13 protein-coding genes, 2 tRNA genes and 4 pseudogenes are annotated in these 15,252 nt (G+C 62.2%); 18 read left to right on the top strand and 1 reads right to left on the bottom strand.

Annotated elements, in window-relative coordinates:
* The first annotated feature begins 45 nt into the window (after positions 1-45).
* The 15 genes and pseudogenes from QNJ43_RS23435 to QNJ43_RS23365 all read left to right on the top strand — a co-directional run bounded on the left by QNJ43_RS23435 (position 46) and on the right by QNJ43_RS23365 (position 12,767).
* Positions 46-1,316, top strand: a pseudogene (locus QNJ43_RS23435) (aminotransferase class V-fold PLP-dependent enzyme).
* A gap of 14 nt (positions 1,317-1,330) precedes the next feature.
* Positions 1,331-2,218, top strand: coding sequence for a serine O-acetyltransferase (cysE, locus tag QNJ43_RS23430; RefSeq protein WP_300473696.1), 888 nt, complete (start codon positions 1,331-1,333; stop codon positions 2,216-2,218).
* A 64-nt stretch (positions 2,219-2,282) separates the two neighbouring features.
* Positions 2,283-2,636 (top strand): nitrogenase stabilizing/protective protein NifW, encoded by a 354-nt coding sequence (nifW, locus tag QNJ43_RS23425; RefSeq protein ID WP_300473693.1) that lies wholly within the window; start codon positions 2,283-2,285, stop codon positions 2,634-2,636.
* A gap of 178 nt (positions 2,637-2,814) precedes the next feature.
* Positions 2,815-3,695: pseudogene (locus tag QNJ43_RS23420) on the top strand (electron transfer flavoprotein subunit beta/FixA family protein).
* On the top strand, positions 3,688-4,785 hold the full coding sequence (locus QNJ43_RS23415) for an electron transfer flavoprotein subunit alpha/FixB family protein (RefSeq protein ID WP_300473690.1): 1,098 nt from the start codon (positions 3,688-3,690) through the stop codon (positions 4,783-4,785). Before QNJ43_RS23420 ends, QNJ43_RS23415 begins: the two are co-directional and overlap by 8 nt.
* Before the next feature lie 25 nt (positions 4,786-4,810).
* Positions 4,811-6,115 (top strand): FAD-dependent oxidoreductase, encoded by a 1,305-nt coding sequence (locus QNJ43_RS23410; RefSeq protein WP_300473687.1) that lies wholly within the window; start codon positions 4,811-4,813, stop codon positions 6,113-6,115.
* Positions 6,112-6,417, top strand: a complete 306-nt coding sequence (locus tag QNJ43_RS23405; protein WP_300473684.1) for a ferredoxin family protein — start codon at positions 6,112-6,114, stop codon at positions 6,415-6,417. The genes QNJ43_RS23410 and QNJ43_RS23405 overlap by 4 nt, the downstream gene beginning before the upstream one ends.
* Positions 6,418-6,719: 302 nt before the next feature.
* The gene (locus QNJ43_RS23400) at positions 6,720-7,814 is read left to right on the top strand and encodes a sigma 54-interacting transcriptional regulator (RefSeq protein WP_346433106.1); all 1,095 of its coding nucleotides are present in this window, start codon (positions 6,720-6,722) and stop codon (positions 7,812-7,814) included.
* 27 nt (positions 7,815-7,841) lie between these two features.
* Positions 7,842-8,000: a hypothetical protein gene (locus QNJ43_RS23395; protein WP_300473681.1), complete on the top strand. Its 159-nt coding sequence runs from the start codon at positions 7,842-7,844 to the stop codon at positions 7,998-8,000.
* Positions 8,001-8,021: 21 nt separating this feature from the next.
* The gene (locus QNJ43_RS23390; protein WP_300473678.1) at positions 8,022-9,119 is read left to right on the top strand and encodes a TRAP transporter large permease; all 1,098 of its coding nucleotides are present in this window, start codon (positions 8,022-8,024) and stop codon (positions 9,117-9,119) included.
* 19 nt (positions 9,120-9,138) lie between these two features.
* Positions 9,139-9,837 (top strand): annotated as a pseudogene (locus QNJ43_RS23385) (cyclase family protein).
* Positions 9,837-10,496, top strand: a complete 660-nt coding sequence (locus QNJ43_RS23380; protein ID WP_300473675.1) for a polysaccharide deacetylase family protein — start codon at positions 9,837-9,839, stop codon at positions 10,494-10,496. Before QNJ43_RS23385 ends, QNJ43_RS23380 begins: the two are co-directional and overlap by 1 nt.
* Before the next feature lie 128 nt (positions 10,497-10,624).
* A pseudogene (locus QNJ43_RS23375) lies at positions 10,625-11,866 on the top strand (amidase).
* Between the two features lie 6 nt (positions 11,867-11,872).
* Complete coding sequence (locus tag QNJ43_RS23370) at positions 11,873-12,109, top strand: hypothetical protein (protein ID WP_300473672.1); 237 nt, start codon at positions 11,873-11,875, stop codon at positions 12,107-12,109.
* A gap of 460 nt (positions 12,110-12,569) precedes the next feature.
* A complete protein-coding gene (locus QNJ43_RS23365; protein ID WP_300473670.1) occupies positions 12,570-12,767 on the top strand; it encodes a hypothetical protein in 198 nt (65 codons plus the stop codon).
* A gap of 89 nt (positions 12,768-12,856) precedes the next feature.
* Here QNJ43_RS23365 and QNJ43_RS23360 read toward each other — a convergent pair.
* Positions 12,857-12,933 (bottom strand) — tRNA-Pro (locus tag QNJ43_RS23360).
* 323 nt (positions 12,934-13,256) lie between these two features.
* Between QNJ43_RS23360 and QNJ43_RS23355 the strand changes: the two genes are divergently transcribed.
* The 3 genes from QNJ43_RS23355 to QNJ43_RS23345 all read left to right on the top strand — a co-directional run bounded on the left by QNJ43_RS23355 (position 13,257) and on the right by QNJ43_RS23345 (position 15,091).
* Positions 13,257-13,331: transfer RNA gene (locus tag QNJ43_RS23355), tRNA-Gln, on the top strand.
* Between the two features lie 270 nt (positions 13,332-13,601).
* Complete coding sequence (locus tag QNJ43_RS23350) at positions 13,602-14,315, top strand: PAS domain-containing protein (RefSeq protein ID WP_300473667.1); 714 nt, start codon at positions 13,602-13,604, stop codon at positions 14,313-14,315.
* Positions 14,312-15,091, top strand: a complete 780-nt coding sequence (locus QNJ43_RS23345; RefSeq protein WP_300473664.1) for a methyl-accepting chemotaxis protein — start codon at positions 14,312-14,314, stop codon at positions 15,089-15,091. The genes QNJ43_RS23350 and QNJ43_RS23345 overlap by 4 nt, the downstream gene beginning before the upstream one ends.
* The last annotated feature ends 161 nt before the right edge of the window (positions 15,092-15,252 follow it).

The following is a 15,252-nucleotide window of genomic DNA, read 5'->3' as shown; positions in this document are numbered from 1 at the left end:
TGGCGGGATGATCCGAGGGGGAAAGCCAGAGGGAAGGAAGTTGTGGTGAGACCGATCTATCTCGACAACAACGCGACGACCCGTACGGACCCCGATGTGGTGGCGGCCATGCCGCCCTATTTCAGCGAGCAGTTCGGCAATGCCTCGTCCTCCCATGCCTTCGGGTTGGAGGTCGCCGGTGCGCTGTGCGAGGCGCGCCGACAGGTCCGCGCCCTCTTGGGGGCGGAAGCACGATCAGGAGATCGTCTTCACCTTCGGGGGCACGGAATCCGACAAGTCGGCCATTCTCTCGGCTCTCGAGACGCAGCCCGGGCGCAACCGGATCGTGACGAGCGCGGTTGAACATCCCGCGGTTCTCTCCCTGGCCACCTATCTTCAGCAAAGCCGCGGTGTTGACGTGGTCGTGGTCGGGGTGGACGGGAACGGTCGTCTTGATATCGACGCCTACCGCGCCGCGCTGACGGAGCAGACGGTACTGACCTCGATCATGTGGGCGAACAACAAGACGGGTGTTCTCTATCCGGTGGAGGAACTGGCCGCGCTTGCCCACGAGGTCGGCGCGCTTTTTCATTCCGATGCGGTCCAGGCCGTCGGTAAGGTTCCGATCGATCTTGCCGCCAGTGAAATCGACATGCTCTCGCTGTCCGGCCATAAGCTGCACGAGCCCAAGGGTATCGGCGCACTTTATGTCAGCAAGGGCGATGTCAGCAAGGGCGATGTCAGCAAGGGCGATGTCAGCAAGGGCGATGTCAGCAAGGGCGTCAAGCTGAAGCCGATGGTGCGCGGCGGTCGCCAGGCGCCAGGAGCGCGGCCGTCGGGCGGGAACGGAAAATGTGTCTGCGATCGTCGGGCTCGGTGCGGCAGCCGAAATCGCCCTGGCCCGGATGGATGAGGAGACGATCCGTGTGCGCTCCTTGCGCGACCGGTTAGAACAGGGCGTCGTGCAGGGGATCGGCGACTGTTTCGTCCTCGGCGCCGCCGTCGACCGGCTTCCCAACACCTGCGACATTGGCTTCGATTGTCTCGATGCCGAGGCCATCCTGCACAAGCTGGAGTAGGCGGGTATCGCCGTCGCCTCGGGCTCGGCCTGCGCATCCGGCTCGATGGAACCGTCGCACGTGCTGCGCGCCATGGACGTTCCCGCAACGGCGCAGCAGGGAGCCATCCGCTTCTCCCTTTCCTGCGAAACGACGGGTGACGAGATCGACCGCGTCCTCGACGTGTTGCCGACCGTCATTGCCGAAGTGCAGTCGAAATCGCCGCTGTGGCGCGACCGGCGCGGCGACCTGGCCCGTGTCGCGGGGCTGAGCGGTTGAGCGGGAGGAACGCCATGCCCTTCGAGTTGCGCGACGATTACCATGGGCCGACCTCCGGGGCCGAGGCGTTGCTTGCCATGTCCGGTCCGGACAAGCGGATCGGCAAGGCGCCGTCGGAGCCCTCTCTGCCAGAAAAGGACGTCGCACGGGAGACGCCCACATCGCTCCGCGCGCTGCTGCGCGAGGACGTTGGCTGCGTCCGGGCGCGCGATCCCGCCGCCCGCAATACGCTTAAAATCGTGCTCACCTATCCCGGCGTTCATGCCGTTATCTGGCATCGCATCGCTCATCGGCTGTGGCAGCGGGGATTTCTCTTTTCCGCGCGCTTCCTGTCGTGGTTTGCGCGCGTTCTCACCAATGTCGACATCCACCCCGGCGCGACCATCGGTCGGCGCTTTTTCATCGATCATGGCGCGGGCGTCGTCATCGGCGAGACGGCCGAGGTCGGCGATGACGTCACCCTCTATCACGGCGTGACGCTGGGCGGCACGAGCTGGTCGGCGGGTAAGCGCCATCCGACGCTGGAAGACAGGGTGCTGGCCGGGGCGGGCACCAAGATCCTCGGCCCCATCCGGATCGGCGCAGGCTGCCGCATCGGGGCCAATTCCGTCGTTGTCGAGGATGTGCCGCCGGAAATGACCGTCATCGGCATCCCCGGAAAGGTGGTGAAGTCGAAGCGTGTGATGTGGCGTTCCGACGGCCGCATCGGTCTCGACCATCATCTCATCCCCAATCCCGTCGGCGATGTCCTGACCGTGTTGATCGACCGCGTCGAGTTTCTGGAGACCCGCGTTAATCACCTGCAGGGTCGGCTGAGGGCGGAACGGATATCCGCCCCGCTGCGGCAGGACGAATGCGCGGTTCGCGCAGATCATCCCGCGCGCTCCCTTCCTTCCTCTTGAGGGGAGGGAGGGACAAGGCACGATGTGTGGCAGTGTCTCTGACAAGAAGCCGAAGGAGTTTCCCATGTCTGTTCTGGATGATCTGGCCGGCCTCTCGGCGGCCGAAGAGTTTTTCGCCTATCTCGACGTGGCCTATGAACCCGCCGTCGTCCATGTCGCCCGTCTCCATCTCCTGCGGCGCATGGGTCATTACCTGAAGATCAGCGAGGCCGAGGGGGCCTTCGATGCCCTCGACGAGGAGGCCGTCCGTCTTCTCTGCAGAACGCATCTGCAACAGGCTTACCAGGATTTCGTCGCCTCCTCGCCGATCGAGGAGCGTCTCTTCAAGGTCCATCAGGACGCAGCCAGCCCGAAGCCGCAGCCAGCCAAGCCTTTTGTCGCGTTGTCCTCTGTCACCGGCGCGAATTCCGGGACCTGACACTTTGTCGGCAAGCCGACACGCGCGTTGTGTTTCGTCGAAGCCGGCAGGTAGGGCGGGATCGGAAACAGCGCAATTCAGCGCTTTCGGATCTTGGCACAGGAATTGCCGATGGAGCTTCAAGAGTGAATTGAGCTTCGAAAGTAAACCCCACTGGTCAAAGGGCAGGTGCGATCCGATGCACATCGTCGTTTGTGTGAAGCAAGTTCCCGACAGCGCTCAGATCCGCGTGCATCCGGTGACCAACACCATCATGCGCCAGGGCGTGCCGACGATCATCAATCCCTACGATCTCTTCGCGCTGGAAGAGGCGCTGTGGCTTCGCGACAAGCATGGCGGCGAGGTCACCGTGCTCACCATGGGCCCGCCCATGGCCGAGGACAGCTTGCACAAGGCACTGACCTTCGGGGCCGACCGAGAGCCGTGCTGCTGACCGACCGCTTCTTCGCCGGTTCCGACACCCTGGCGACGAGTTTCGCGCTGGCCTCGGCGCTCAAGAAGATCGGCGAGGAATTCGGCGCGCCCACCATCATCTTCACTGGCAAGCAGACCATTGACGGCTATACCACCCAGGTCGGGCCGGGCATCGCCAAGCGGCTGAAGCTCAACCAGCTCACGTACATCTCCCGCATCGATGATCTCGATCCCGAGACCGGCTCCATCACGGTGGAGCGCCGCGCGGAGGGGGGACTTCAGGTACTGTCCACCCGGCTTCCGGTGTTGATTACGATGCTGGAGGGCTCCAACGAGATGCGCCGCGGCACGCTGGAAGATGCCTTGCGCGCCGCCAAGGCGGAGACCGTCACCTGGAGCGCGGCGGATGTCGGTATCGAGGATCTCACCATGTGTGGCCTGTGCGGTTCGCCGACCATCGTGAAGAAGATCTTCTCGCCGCAACCGCGCTCGGAAAAGGCGAAAGACATCGATACCACGGATCTTTCGATGGACGAGATTGCGAGCTCGCTGATGGCGGCGCTGTTCGAGCGCAAGCCCGATCTCGAAACCGATTTGCTGCATTTCGCAGCCACCCAGTTCGATCAGGAGGTCGGTCATGGCTGAGGCTCCCAACAAGCCCTTCCCCACGGTTGGTCGCGGCGGCACCAAGAAAGAGCTGCCCGAACACTTCAAGGTCTACAAGCACGTCTGGGTCGCCGTCGAGGTCGAGCACGGCGTTGTCCATCCGGTCTCGTTCGAGCTCCTCGGCGAGGGGCGCAAGCTTGCCGACAAGCGTGGCGTGGAGCTTGCCGGTGTCGTCATGGGCGGCAGCGAGGCGGCGATCGCGGATGCGATTCAGGCGACGTTCGAGCATGGTGCCGACGTCGTCTACACCGTTGTGGATCCGGTGCTCGAGCACTATCGCAACGAGCCTTACATCAAGGCGCTGACCGATCTCGTCAACATCTACCAGCCGGAAATCCTACTGTTGGGCGCGACGAACCTCGGTCGCGATCTGGCGGGCTCGGTGGCGACCACGCTGCTCACCGGCCTGACCGCCGATTGCACCGAACTGGCGATCGATGACGAGGGCTCGCTGGCTGCGACCCGTCCGACCTTCGGCGGCTCGCTGCTGTGCACCATCTTCACGCTTAACTTCCGCCCGCAGATGGCGACGGTGCGCCCGCGCGTGATGTCCGCACCCGAAATCCAGCCGGGCCGGACGGGGCGCATCGTCTCCCATCCGCTCGGGCTTTCCGAGGATGAGGTGATCACCAAGGTGCTGAAGTTCGTCGCCGATCGCGACACCGACAAGGCTCAATTGCCTTACGCCGACATCGTCGTCGCCGGAGGGCTGGGCCTGCGCTCGGCGGAGAATTTCCAGCTTGTGAAGAACCTCGCCGCAGTTCTTGGCGCCAAATACGGCGGCTCGCGCCCGCTCGTGCAAAAGGACTGGATCCCGGCCGACCGCCAGATCGGGCAGACCGGCAAGACGATCCGGCCGAGGCTCTACATCGCCACCGGAATTTCAGACGCGATCCAGCATCGCGTGGGTGTGGAAGGTTCGGACTTGATCATCGCCATCAATACCGATCCCAACGCCCCCATCATGGATTTTGCTCATCTCGCCGTCGTCGGCGATGCGGTGAAGCTGCTGCCGGCGCTGACCGAAGCGTTCCGCAAGCACCTTTCGGTCAACCGGATGGCCGGCTGACCGGGTTCGGCTCAAGGAGGCTCACATGAATAACGTCCGTTTCGATGCGATCGTTGTCGGCGCTGGGCTGTCCGGAAACGCCGCCGCGTACACGATGGCGAAGCAGGGGCTCAACGTTCTGCAACTGGAGTGCGGCGAATATCCCGGTTCCAAGAATGTCCAGGGCGCCATCCTCTACGCAAAGTCGCTTGAGGAGATCATTCCCGATTTCCGCGAGAACGCGCCGCTTGAGCGTCACGTGATCGAACAGCGCATGTGGACCATGGGCGACAGTTCCCATGTCGGCATGCACTACCGCTCCGACGACTTCAACGAGGAAAAGCCGAACCGTTACACGATCATCCGCGCGCAGTTCGACAAATGGTTTTCGCGCGAGGTGCGTGAGGTCGGCGCCACGCTCCTGTGCGAAACGACGGTGACCGAATTACTCTGCGATGCGTCGGGCCGGGTCATCGGCGTGCGCACCGACCGCAACGCCGGCAAGGTCTTTGCCGATGTCGTCGTCCTGGCGGAAGGGGTCAACGGCCTCGTCGGCCAGCGTTCGGACCTGCGCGAGGAAGTGGAGTCCGATCAGGTCGCTCTGGCCGTCAAGGAGATGCACTTCCTGCCGCACGAGGTGATCGAGGCCCGCTTCAACCTCAAGGGCGACGAGGGCGTCGTCATCGAGGCGATGGGAACCATCACCGATGGCATGACCGGCACCGGTTTCCTCTATACCAACCAGAAGTCCATCTCCGTCGGCATCGGCTGCATCGTCTCCGATTTCGCCGAGAGCGAGACGACCCCCTACGATCTTCTGGAAGTCTTCAAGAACCACCCGAGCATCAAGCCGCTCATCGAGGGTTCCGAGTGCAAGGAATACGCCTCGCACCTGATCCCGGAAGGCGGCTACAACGCCATCCCCGAGCTCTACGGAGACGGCTGGCTCGTCGTCGGGGACGCGGTGCAGTCCGTCAATTCCGTCCACCGCGAAGGTTCCAACATGGCGATGACCACGGGGCGCATTGCGGGCGAGGCGATCGTCTGGCTCCATCGGCGCCGTGACGAGATGACGAAAGCCAATCTCGCCGAGTACCGCAAGCGGCTGGAAGATATCTTCTTGATGAAGGATCTGAAGAAGTACCGCAAGATTCCGGGCTTTCTGGAATCCAACAATCACGTCTTCACGCTCTATCCGGAGCTCTTCTCCGATGCGGCTCAGGCCTGGTTCCGCGTCGACGGAACGGATAAGCGTTCCGAGGAAAAGCAGATCGTCGGTTCGTTCCGCAAAAGCCGGAGTGTGCTCGGTCTGGTCGGTGATGCATTCAAACTCGCGAGGGCATGGCGATGACCTACATACCGCAGGAAAAGGGAATGCGCGTCGAGGAGAAGTTCTACCAGAACCGCTATCTGGTCGATGCCGGTAGGCCGCACATCAAGGTGTTGCCGCACGAGACGCCCTCCAAGGCGCTTTTGTCTATGACCCATCTGTGCCCGGCGGGGTGCTACGAGCTGAACGAACGCGGTCAGGCCGAGATCACCGCCGAAGGCTGCATGGAATGCGGAACCTGCCGCATCGCGACCGCCAAGACCGGGGATATCGAGTGGAACTACCAGCGCGGCGGTTTCGGGGTGCTCTACAAGTTTTGCTGACAGGTTGCGCAGGTCGACGGATCGGGGCTCACCGAGCGAAGTGGCCGACCGTAAGTCATTGTATCTGATTATGATTTAGAAACAGACGGCGAAATCTTGAGAACTCAGGGTCAGGAAAAACTGCAAAACGCTTGCGGACCGATGCCGTAGTACCTGCAAAAATCCGATTTAAGCGGGTCTCTATTGGGACGAGTACGTAAAGCCCGCGAATTCTGGGGAGGCGCCCTCCAGTCAATGGATTTGGTGCCATGCCTGTTGATTTGATCCCGGAAGCCCGAACGTCCGCGGCGAAACAGGCCGGCGTGTTCACCACGCGTGCCGAAGTCGCGCTACATGGCATGTACGAGATTTCGAAGGTGTTGGCGATCCCGGCGCGCCTCGAAACGACGCTGTCCAACGTCCTGACGTTGCTGTCCAGCTTTCTCGATATGTCGCACGGACTGATCGCGTTGCTCGACGAAAACGGCGATCCGAATATCGTTGTCGGTTCCGGTTGGAGCGCGACAAACACCAAGAGTCATTTCGATCGCCTGCCGCAACTCGCCATCGGTCAGATCGTGGCGACGAAGATGCCGCTCGTCGTGGAGAATGTGGCGAGCGATCCGCTGTTTGAGGACTGGATCGCCGCGGAGGAGTGGAGCGGCAAGCCGCGCATCTCGTTCATCGGCGTGCCGATCAAGGATCGCGACAAGGTCGTCGGCACCTTGACGATCGACCGGATTTCAGACGGCCGCACCAGCTTCCGTTTCGACGAGGATGTTCAGTTCCTGGCGATGATCGCCAATCTCGTCGGTCAGACGGTGCGGTTGCACGACATCATCAATCGCGATCGCCAGCGGCTGATGGGTGAGCAGCGTCGTCTGGAAAAGGAACTCTCCGAAACCGTTCGCCCGTCCCGTGATGCGGGTGGGCAGATGGGCGGGATCGTCGGCGAGAGCGAGGCCATCCACTCCGTATTGGAGAAGATCAAGGTCGTCGCGCGCAGCAATTCCACCGTTTTGTTGCGCGGGGAAAGCGGCACCGGCAAGGAGCTGTTCGCCCGCGCCACACACGATCTTTCGGAGCGCAAGAAGGGCCCATTCATCAAGCTCAACTGCGCCGTCTTGCCGGAATCCGTGCTGGAATCCGAACTTTTCGGTCATGAAAAGGGAGCGTTCACGGGAGCTGTGACCCAGTGCAAGGGGCGCTTTGAACTTGCTCACGGCGGCACGCTGTTCCTGGATGAAATCGGCGAGATCTCTCCGTCATTCCAGGCCAAGCTTCTGCGCGTGCTGCAGGAAGGTGAATTCGAGCGGGTCGGCGGCATGAAGACCATCAAGGTCAATGTCCGCCTCGGCAGCTCCGCCGAAAAGGACGAGCTGGACGCCGAACTTGCCGACCTGAAGCGGCGAGGCTGAGCCCGAAGTTGGTACGGAGACAGACACATGATGGATATCCAGATCGTCGCAATCGGCTTTGTGGTGATGCTTGCGCTGCTGCGGTTTTCGCTGCCCGTAGCCGCCGTCATGACCATCACCGGCGTGGTCGGGGGCTTTCTGCTCTACGGAATGCCGCTGGTCGATTCCATGGGATCGGTCATCTGAGGCGTCCTCAACTACAACGTGATGACCGCCGTCCCGCTGTTCATCCTGCTGGGCGAGATCCTGCTCAGGAGCGGTATCGCGGATCGCATGTACGAGGCGCTGTCGTTGTGGCTCGGCCGCCTGCCCGGCGGGCTGCTGCACTCCAATATCGGAGCCTCCGCGCTGTTCGCCACCCCCTCCGGGTCATCGGTGGCCGCTGCGACCATCATCTCCACCGTGTCGCTTCCCGCTCTCACCAGCCGCGGATATGCGGTGCGCCGCTCGCTCGGCATTCTCATCCCGCCTTCGGTCAGCCTGCTGATCTACGGATCGCTGGCTGGTGAATCTGTCGGCCGTCTCTTCGTTGCCGGCATCATTCCCGGCATCCTGCTGACCTCGCTCTTCTCCCTCTACATTCTGGTCGAGGCCAAGCTCTTTCCCGGCACCGAACAGGAGATGGTCGAAATCAGCTGGGGCGATCGTTTCGGATCGCTGCGCCACCTGATCGGCCCGATCGTCATCTTCGCCATTATCACCGGCTCGATCTACACCGGCTTTGCCACGCCGACGGAATCGGCGGCCCTAGGCGCCGTCGGCGCACTGCTCATTGTCGTCGCCAAGGGGAAGATGTTGCTCGACTTCCTCGGCCAGTGCTTCGTCAACACCGCACGCACGTCCGGCATGATCCTGCTGATCATCACCGGCGCGTTCATGCTGAACGTCACGCTGTCGCTGGGCGGCGTCGCGCAGGCCGCGACCGACTGGGTTGCCTCACTCGGCCTGCCCGCCGTCGGCCTGCTGATCGCCTTCATCGTCTTCTACATCATCCTCGGCATGTTCATGGACGTGCTGTCGATGATGGTGCTGACCATTCCGGTGGCGCTTCCCATCGTCAAGGCGGCCGGGATCGACCCGATCTGGTTCGGCATCTTCATCATCCTGATGTGCGAACTGGGGCTGATCACGCCGCCGGTGGACATTAACCTCTATGTCGTCCAAGGCGTGCGCGCCGACAAGGGACCGTTCCGCGATGTGGCGCTCGGCGCCTTGCCCTACGTGTCGCTGATGATCGTCTTCGCGATGATCCTGATCGCGTTCCCCGGCCTCGTCACATGGCTGCCCAATCAGATGCACAACTGAGAACTCAAGAGGGACCTCGATGACCCGTATCGTTGACCTGACCCTGCCGCTTCAAGACGGATTGCCAGCCCCCGGCCGACTGGTCCGCCCGGTGGTCATTCCCCACACAACGCACGAAAGCTCCAAGAATTACAAGCAGGGCACGCCCGACGACCTGCTGACCTTCAACACCTGGTATCTAGGCATGCTCGACCATTCGGGCACCCATATCGATGCGCTGTCCCACAACAATCCGGAAGGGCTGACCGTCGATGAGATGCCGGTCGAATGATTCATGGGAAAGGCCGTCTGCCTCGACCTGCGCCATGTCGGCGACAAGGGCGATATCTCCGCCGACGACATGGAAGAAGCTGCTGCCAAGGCGGGCGTGAAGGTCGACGGCCACATCGTCTTGATGTGCACCGGCATCAATGCCCGGCACTGGCCGGACCCCGTCATCTGCACGATGAACTCGCAGGTCACGGCCTCCGCCATGCACTGGCTGCACGATCACGGCTCGCGCGTTCACGGTGTGGAAGGTCCCTCGACCGACCGGATGGAGGATAACCTCTTCGTCAACCACCGCATCTGCCGCGACCTTGAGATGGTCCACTACGAATGGATGTGGAACCTGGAAGAGGTGATTGGCGTCGGTGAGTTCCAGTTCCAGGGCATCCCGCTTCGGATCAAGGGCGCATCGGGTTCTCCGGTCCGGGCGCTGGCCTTTATAGACGACTGATGCCCAGCCTCATCCGCATGGATATGGACGAACGCCTCGCCCTATCCTTCGTGCTGAATGTGGAGGAGGGTGGGGAGCGGCACATCCTTGATGGCGACGAGGCGTCGGAGCATCTCAATTCCGACATGCAGGCCGCGCCCTGGCCGGGAATGCGAAACCCGGTCATGGAATCCCACTACGAATACGGCAGTCGCGTCGGCGTCTGGCGTATTCTCGATCTCTTCCGCTCACGCGACCTGAAACTGACGGCCTTTGCCACCGGCCTTGCGCTGAAACGCGTGCCTGCAATCGCGACGCGCCTTGTCGCCGACGGGCACGAGGTCGCCGCCCATGGCTGGCGCTGGAGCGACTATCGCGACGTGCCGGAGGAAATCGAGGCCGAGCACATCCGCCGCACCGTCGAGACCATTCGCAGGCTCACCGGCACCGCGCCCTTGGGCTGGTACACGGGTCGTATCAGCATGAACACCCGCCGTCTCGTTCTCGAGCACGGCGGATTTCTCTACGACTCCGACGCTTACAACGACGACACGTCCTATTTCGTGTCGTATCCCGCCCAGTCTCCGTCTCCCGGTTGCCATCTGGTGCTGTTCTATGCGTTCGACACCAACGACATGTGGTTTGCCTCCGCGCCGGGCTTCGATACCGGGCTCGACTAAATGGTCGACAGTTTCGACGTGCTGTGGCGAGAAGGTGCCGTGCGGCCGCGGATGATGTCGGTCGGGCTTCATTGCCGGTTTGCGGGTCGGCCCGGGGCGCCTGCGCGCCCTTGAGCGTTTCATGAACCATGTGGCCGCCCATGACGGCGTGTGGATCGCACACCGCGATGCAATCGCGCGACACTGGTTACGCGACACTGGTTACAGGAGGAAGTTTCGTGAACGAACCTTTCGAAACCGCTGCCTCTCTTGCGGCGTGGATCGCCGATGGCGAGATCAGCGCGCTGGAGGCCACGAAAGCGGCTCTCGGCCGGATCTCCGCGCTGGACGATCAATTGAATGTCTTCATCACCGTCGGTGAGGACGGCGCGTGTCGCGCCGCGGAGGTGTGCGATCGGGAACGGTTGGCAGGCAAGCCCTGCGGCCCTCTCCACGGCGTGCCCGTCGCCATCAAGGATGTCACGGCAACGGCCGGGCTGCGCACCACGTAGGGCTCGACCATCTTCGCCGATCATGTTCCCGACCGTGACGAGGAATCGGTCGCGCGTCTGCGCTGTGCCGGGGCGGTGATCTTCGGCAAGACGAACACGTCGGAATTCGCTTTCGGCGCCGTCTGCACCAACAAGCTCTGCGGTCCGACGCGCAACCCCTGGGATGAAACACGCACATCGGGGGGATCGAGCGGCGGATCGGCGGTGACGGTCGCCACCGGCATGGTGCCGCTTGCGCAAGGCACGGATTTCGGCGGCTCAGTTCGTATGCCCGCTTCCTTTTGCGGGATTGTCGGTGTGCGCCCGACACCGGGCACCATCGCCGAGCCGGATCGCTCGCTCGGCTGGAGCGGACTTGCGACACAGGGCGTTCTTGCCCGCTCGGTCTCCGATGCGGCCCTGATGCTGAAAGCCATGGCGGGCCCACATCCGCTGGATCCGCTTTCGCAGCGCTCGCTCGATCTTGCCGGTGAACGCCCCGCGCGACCTCGCATCGCCGCAAGCCTCAATCTCGGCGGTTCCTTCCCCGTCGATGACGTCGTCGCAGAAGCCTTCGAAAACGCGATTGCAGCCCTGGAGGAGGCGATGGGGCCGGTAAGCCGGACGGAGCCTTCGATGGAGAGCGCGACCGGTGCCCTCAAGACGATGCGTGCGGCGGAAAGCTTCTTCCGTTCCGGCGATTTCGTCGATGCACACGAGACGGAACTATCGCCCTCGTTCGTCTGGAATGTCAGGCAGGGGCGGACACTGACGGCGACGGATTACCTGCGCGCCGATACCGTGCGCTCTCGGGTGTGGTGCGACTTCATGCGCTTCTTCGACAACTACGATCTTCTGGTCATGCCGACTTGCGCCGTTCTGCCCTTCGCAAACGATTAGGAGGAGGTGCTCGAGGTCGGCGGTCAGAAGCTGACATCGATCATCGACTATCTGGCCTGCACCTTCCTGATTTCCCTCGTCGAGTTCCCGGCGCTGTCCTTGCCTGCTCCGCGAGCGCCCGGCGCCTTGCCCTTCGGCGTCCAGCTCATCGTCCCGCCGGGTCGCGAGGAGGTGCTTTTCGCGCTGGCGCAGAGCCTTGAAGAGGCAGGTTTCTGCTATGCTGCGCCACCTCTGATCCACTGAAGGCTCCCGGTGATGCAGCCCGTCGTTCTGATCAATCCGAACACGAATACGGCAACGACGCAGCTGATGATCTCCGTCGCCCGCAAGCATCTGCCGGGAGTGCCGGTCGTGGGCGTGACCGTGCGCGACGGGCCGCCACTGATCGTCAACGAGACGCAGCTCGATCATGCCGCCCGACAGGTCGAGGCATTGGCGGGGGAGGTGGCCGCAATGGAGCCTTCCGACGTCATTGTTTCGGCCTTTGGCGACCTCGGTGCCGATGATCTCGCCGCACGGCTTTCCTGCCCCGTAACCGGGATTGCCGCGGCAAGCTTTGCGGCATCTCGGCGATCGGCCGTTTTGCGGTCGTCACCACGACACCGGATCTCAAGGCGCGAATCGAGCGACGGGCATCCGACCTTGGATATGCGACCGCTTCTGCGGAACGTTCCTGACCGGTTCTCCGGATGTCGCTTCACTGATGACCGATACGGATCGGCTCAATGCCGAACTTGTCCGCGCGATCCAGGACGCAGCCAATGCCGGGGCTCAGGTGGCCTGCATAGGAGGGGGGCTGCTTTCCGGCGCCCGGCAACGCATCGGCGCGCGTTCATGGCTTCCGCTGATCGAACCGGTCCGCGCGGCTGCGGAATTGATCGCAGTCTCGCTCGAAAACTGACCTCGCCCGCAAATCGAGCGCATACGCAGGCTGACGGCTTGGGTCGTTCGCTGCGTTCAGACGGTTTTGGGGATTTTAGCGGGAAAGAATGGTCGGAGTGGCAGGATTTGAACCTGCGCCCCCCTCGTCCCGAACGAGGTGCGCTACCAGGCTGCGCTACACTCCGACATGTTTCCGAGTGGGGGGAAATAAACGACCTGCGGTAGAAGCCGACGCGGCCACGTCCCCTGTCAGCCGCGGCCTTATAACGTCCTCGCCCGGCCCCCGCAAGCGACGAATTATGCCTTTTTCCACCGTTTCTTGCATGCCGTCGCGCGAAGCTTGAAATGTGCTTGCTTCGCGCCGGTTCCGCTTATCCGTGCAACGAAATCGACGGGGCAGGGGACAGTCGGGGACAAATCCCCGGCGAATGTTCCTGAGTGGCCACACCGGCTTGCGGCCCGCCCAGCGAGTCGCTATAGGAAGGGGCCGCGGCCGCCGGCCGCAAGTTGGGGCGTAGCCAAGTGGTAAGGCAGCGGCTTTTGGTGCCGCCATTCGCAGGTTCGAATCCTGCCGCCCCAGCCAACTTTCTTCTCCTCCCGCATTTGCCTCGATCGCCGCGCGAAACGTGCGTCCGGATCGCATCCGCGCGCGCCTGAGAGCCGCATTCGAAAGTCAGAAATTGCCCGCTGAACGAATAATATATGTGATATTCGGGACGTTTTATAGATAGAAATCTTGATTAACATATCATATCTTAAATAAGATATAATAAATTTTAATATATATTTTGATCTTTTAATGTGTTACGTATATCATCAACTGAAAACGTCTTTAACAACGTAGAGTAAGCGAATGGCCGGTTTCTTGGGTATGCCGAACGCCTCTCTTCTGGCGTCTGCAGTCGACCTGCTTTCGACGAATGTCATGGTTGCCGACAGCAACTACAGAATCGTCCAGATGAATCCGGCGGTCCTGTCTCTGCTGCGTTCGTCCCAGGACAGCATCCGCAAGAGCCTGCCGGATTTCGATGCCGACAAGCTGGTCGGCCGTTCGATCGACGCGTTCCACAAGCGCCCGGAGCACCAGCGCGCGCTTCTCGACGGGCTGACCAAGACCCATTCGGCGACCATCCGGGTCGGCGAGAGCGTCTTTGACCTCGTCTCCTCCCATATCCGCAGGAACGGCAAGCGTATCGGCACCGTGGTGGAGTGGAACGACGCCAGTGAGCGTCTCTTCATCAAAGAAAACAAATCCAAAATCGACGCGCTGAATCGCTCCCGGGCGATCATCGAATTCGATATGGACGGAACCATCCTGACGGCGAACGACAATTTCCTGAAGGCGCTGGGATACCGTCTTGAGGAAGTGAAGGGGAAGAAGCACGTCATCTTCGTCGATGCGGACGAGTGCTCAAGCGGCGACTATCGCAGCTTCTGGGATAATCTCCGTGCGGGCAAGTTCCAGGGCGGCGAATTCCGGCGCATCGGCAAGGGGGCAACGACGTCTGGATCCAGGCGACCTACAAACCGATCTTCGATGCCGAGGGGCGGCCCTACAAGGTCGTGAAATTCGCCACCGATATTACCGAGCGTGTGATCGAGTGGCAAAAGCGGCATGAGGTCCAGCGCTCCATCGACCAGGATCTGAACGAGATTTCCGGCTCCCTGACCCAGGCCTCCGAACATGCGACGAGTTCCGCCTCGACCTCGGCCGCGACGGCTGAAAGCGTTCAGGCCGTGGCGACGGCGACCGAGGAGCTTGTCGCCTCCATGCAGGAAATCAGCCGGCAAGTGAAGACCGCGCTCGATATCTACCAGCACGCGGTGTCGGCGGCGGGCAAGTCGAGCGAGATCATGTCGGACCTGTCGGACGACGCCAAGACCATCGGCAACGTCATCGAACTGATCGACAGCATCGCCAATCAGACCAACCTGCTGGTGCTCAACGCCACCATCGAGGCGGCGCGCGCGGGCGAGGCGGGTCGGGACTTTGCCGTGGTGGCCAACGAGGTCAAGAGCCTCGCCTCCCAGACCAGCAAGGCGACGGAGGAGATCTCCACCCAGATCGAGACGGTGCAGACGACGACCGAGGCACGCTGTGCGTGCCATCGAGGGCATTCTGGAGGTGATCAATCAGATCAGCGACATCTCGTCGAGCATCGCCTCCGGCGTGGAGGAGCAGAGCGCGGTGACGACCGAAATCTCGCGCAACATGCAGACGGCCTCCGACGGCGTGGCGACACTGACCACCAATCTGCGCTCCATATCCGACGTGACCGGCGAGATCGACCTCGCGACGCGCAAGGTGCGCGAGGCGTCCGCCTCGGTAGTGTGAGGTTTTGAGGGGAAGGGGTGAGTGTGTGGGGCCCATCCTTCGAGACGGTCACTTGCGCGTCCTCCTCAGGATGACGTTATCAGGTGGTTGGTCCGCAGGAAGCCTGCAACATACACGGCGTCATCCTGAGGAGGTTCGAAGGTCGTCTCGAAGGATGGGCAACACGCCG

The organism is Breoghania sp. (assembly GCF_030066895.1).
Taxonomy (GTDB): domain Bacteria; phylum Pseudomonadota; class Alphaproteobacteria; order Rhizobiales; family Stappiaceae; genus Breoghania.
This window is presented reverse-complemented; position numbering and strand designations above follow the sequence as displayed.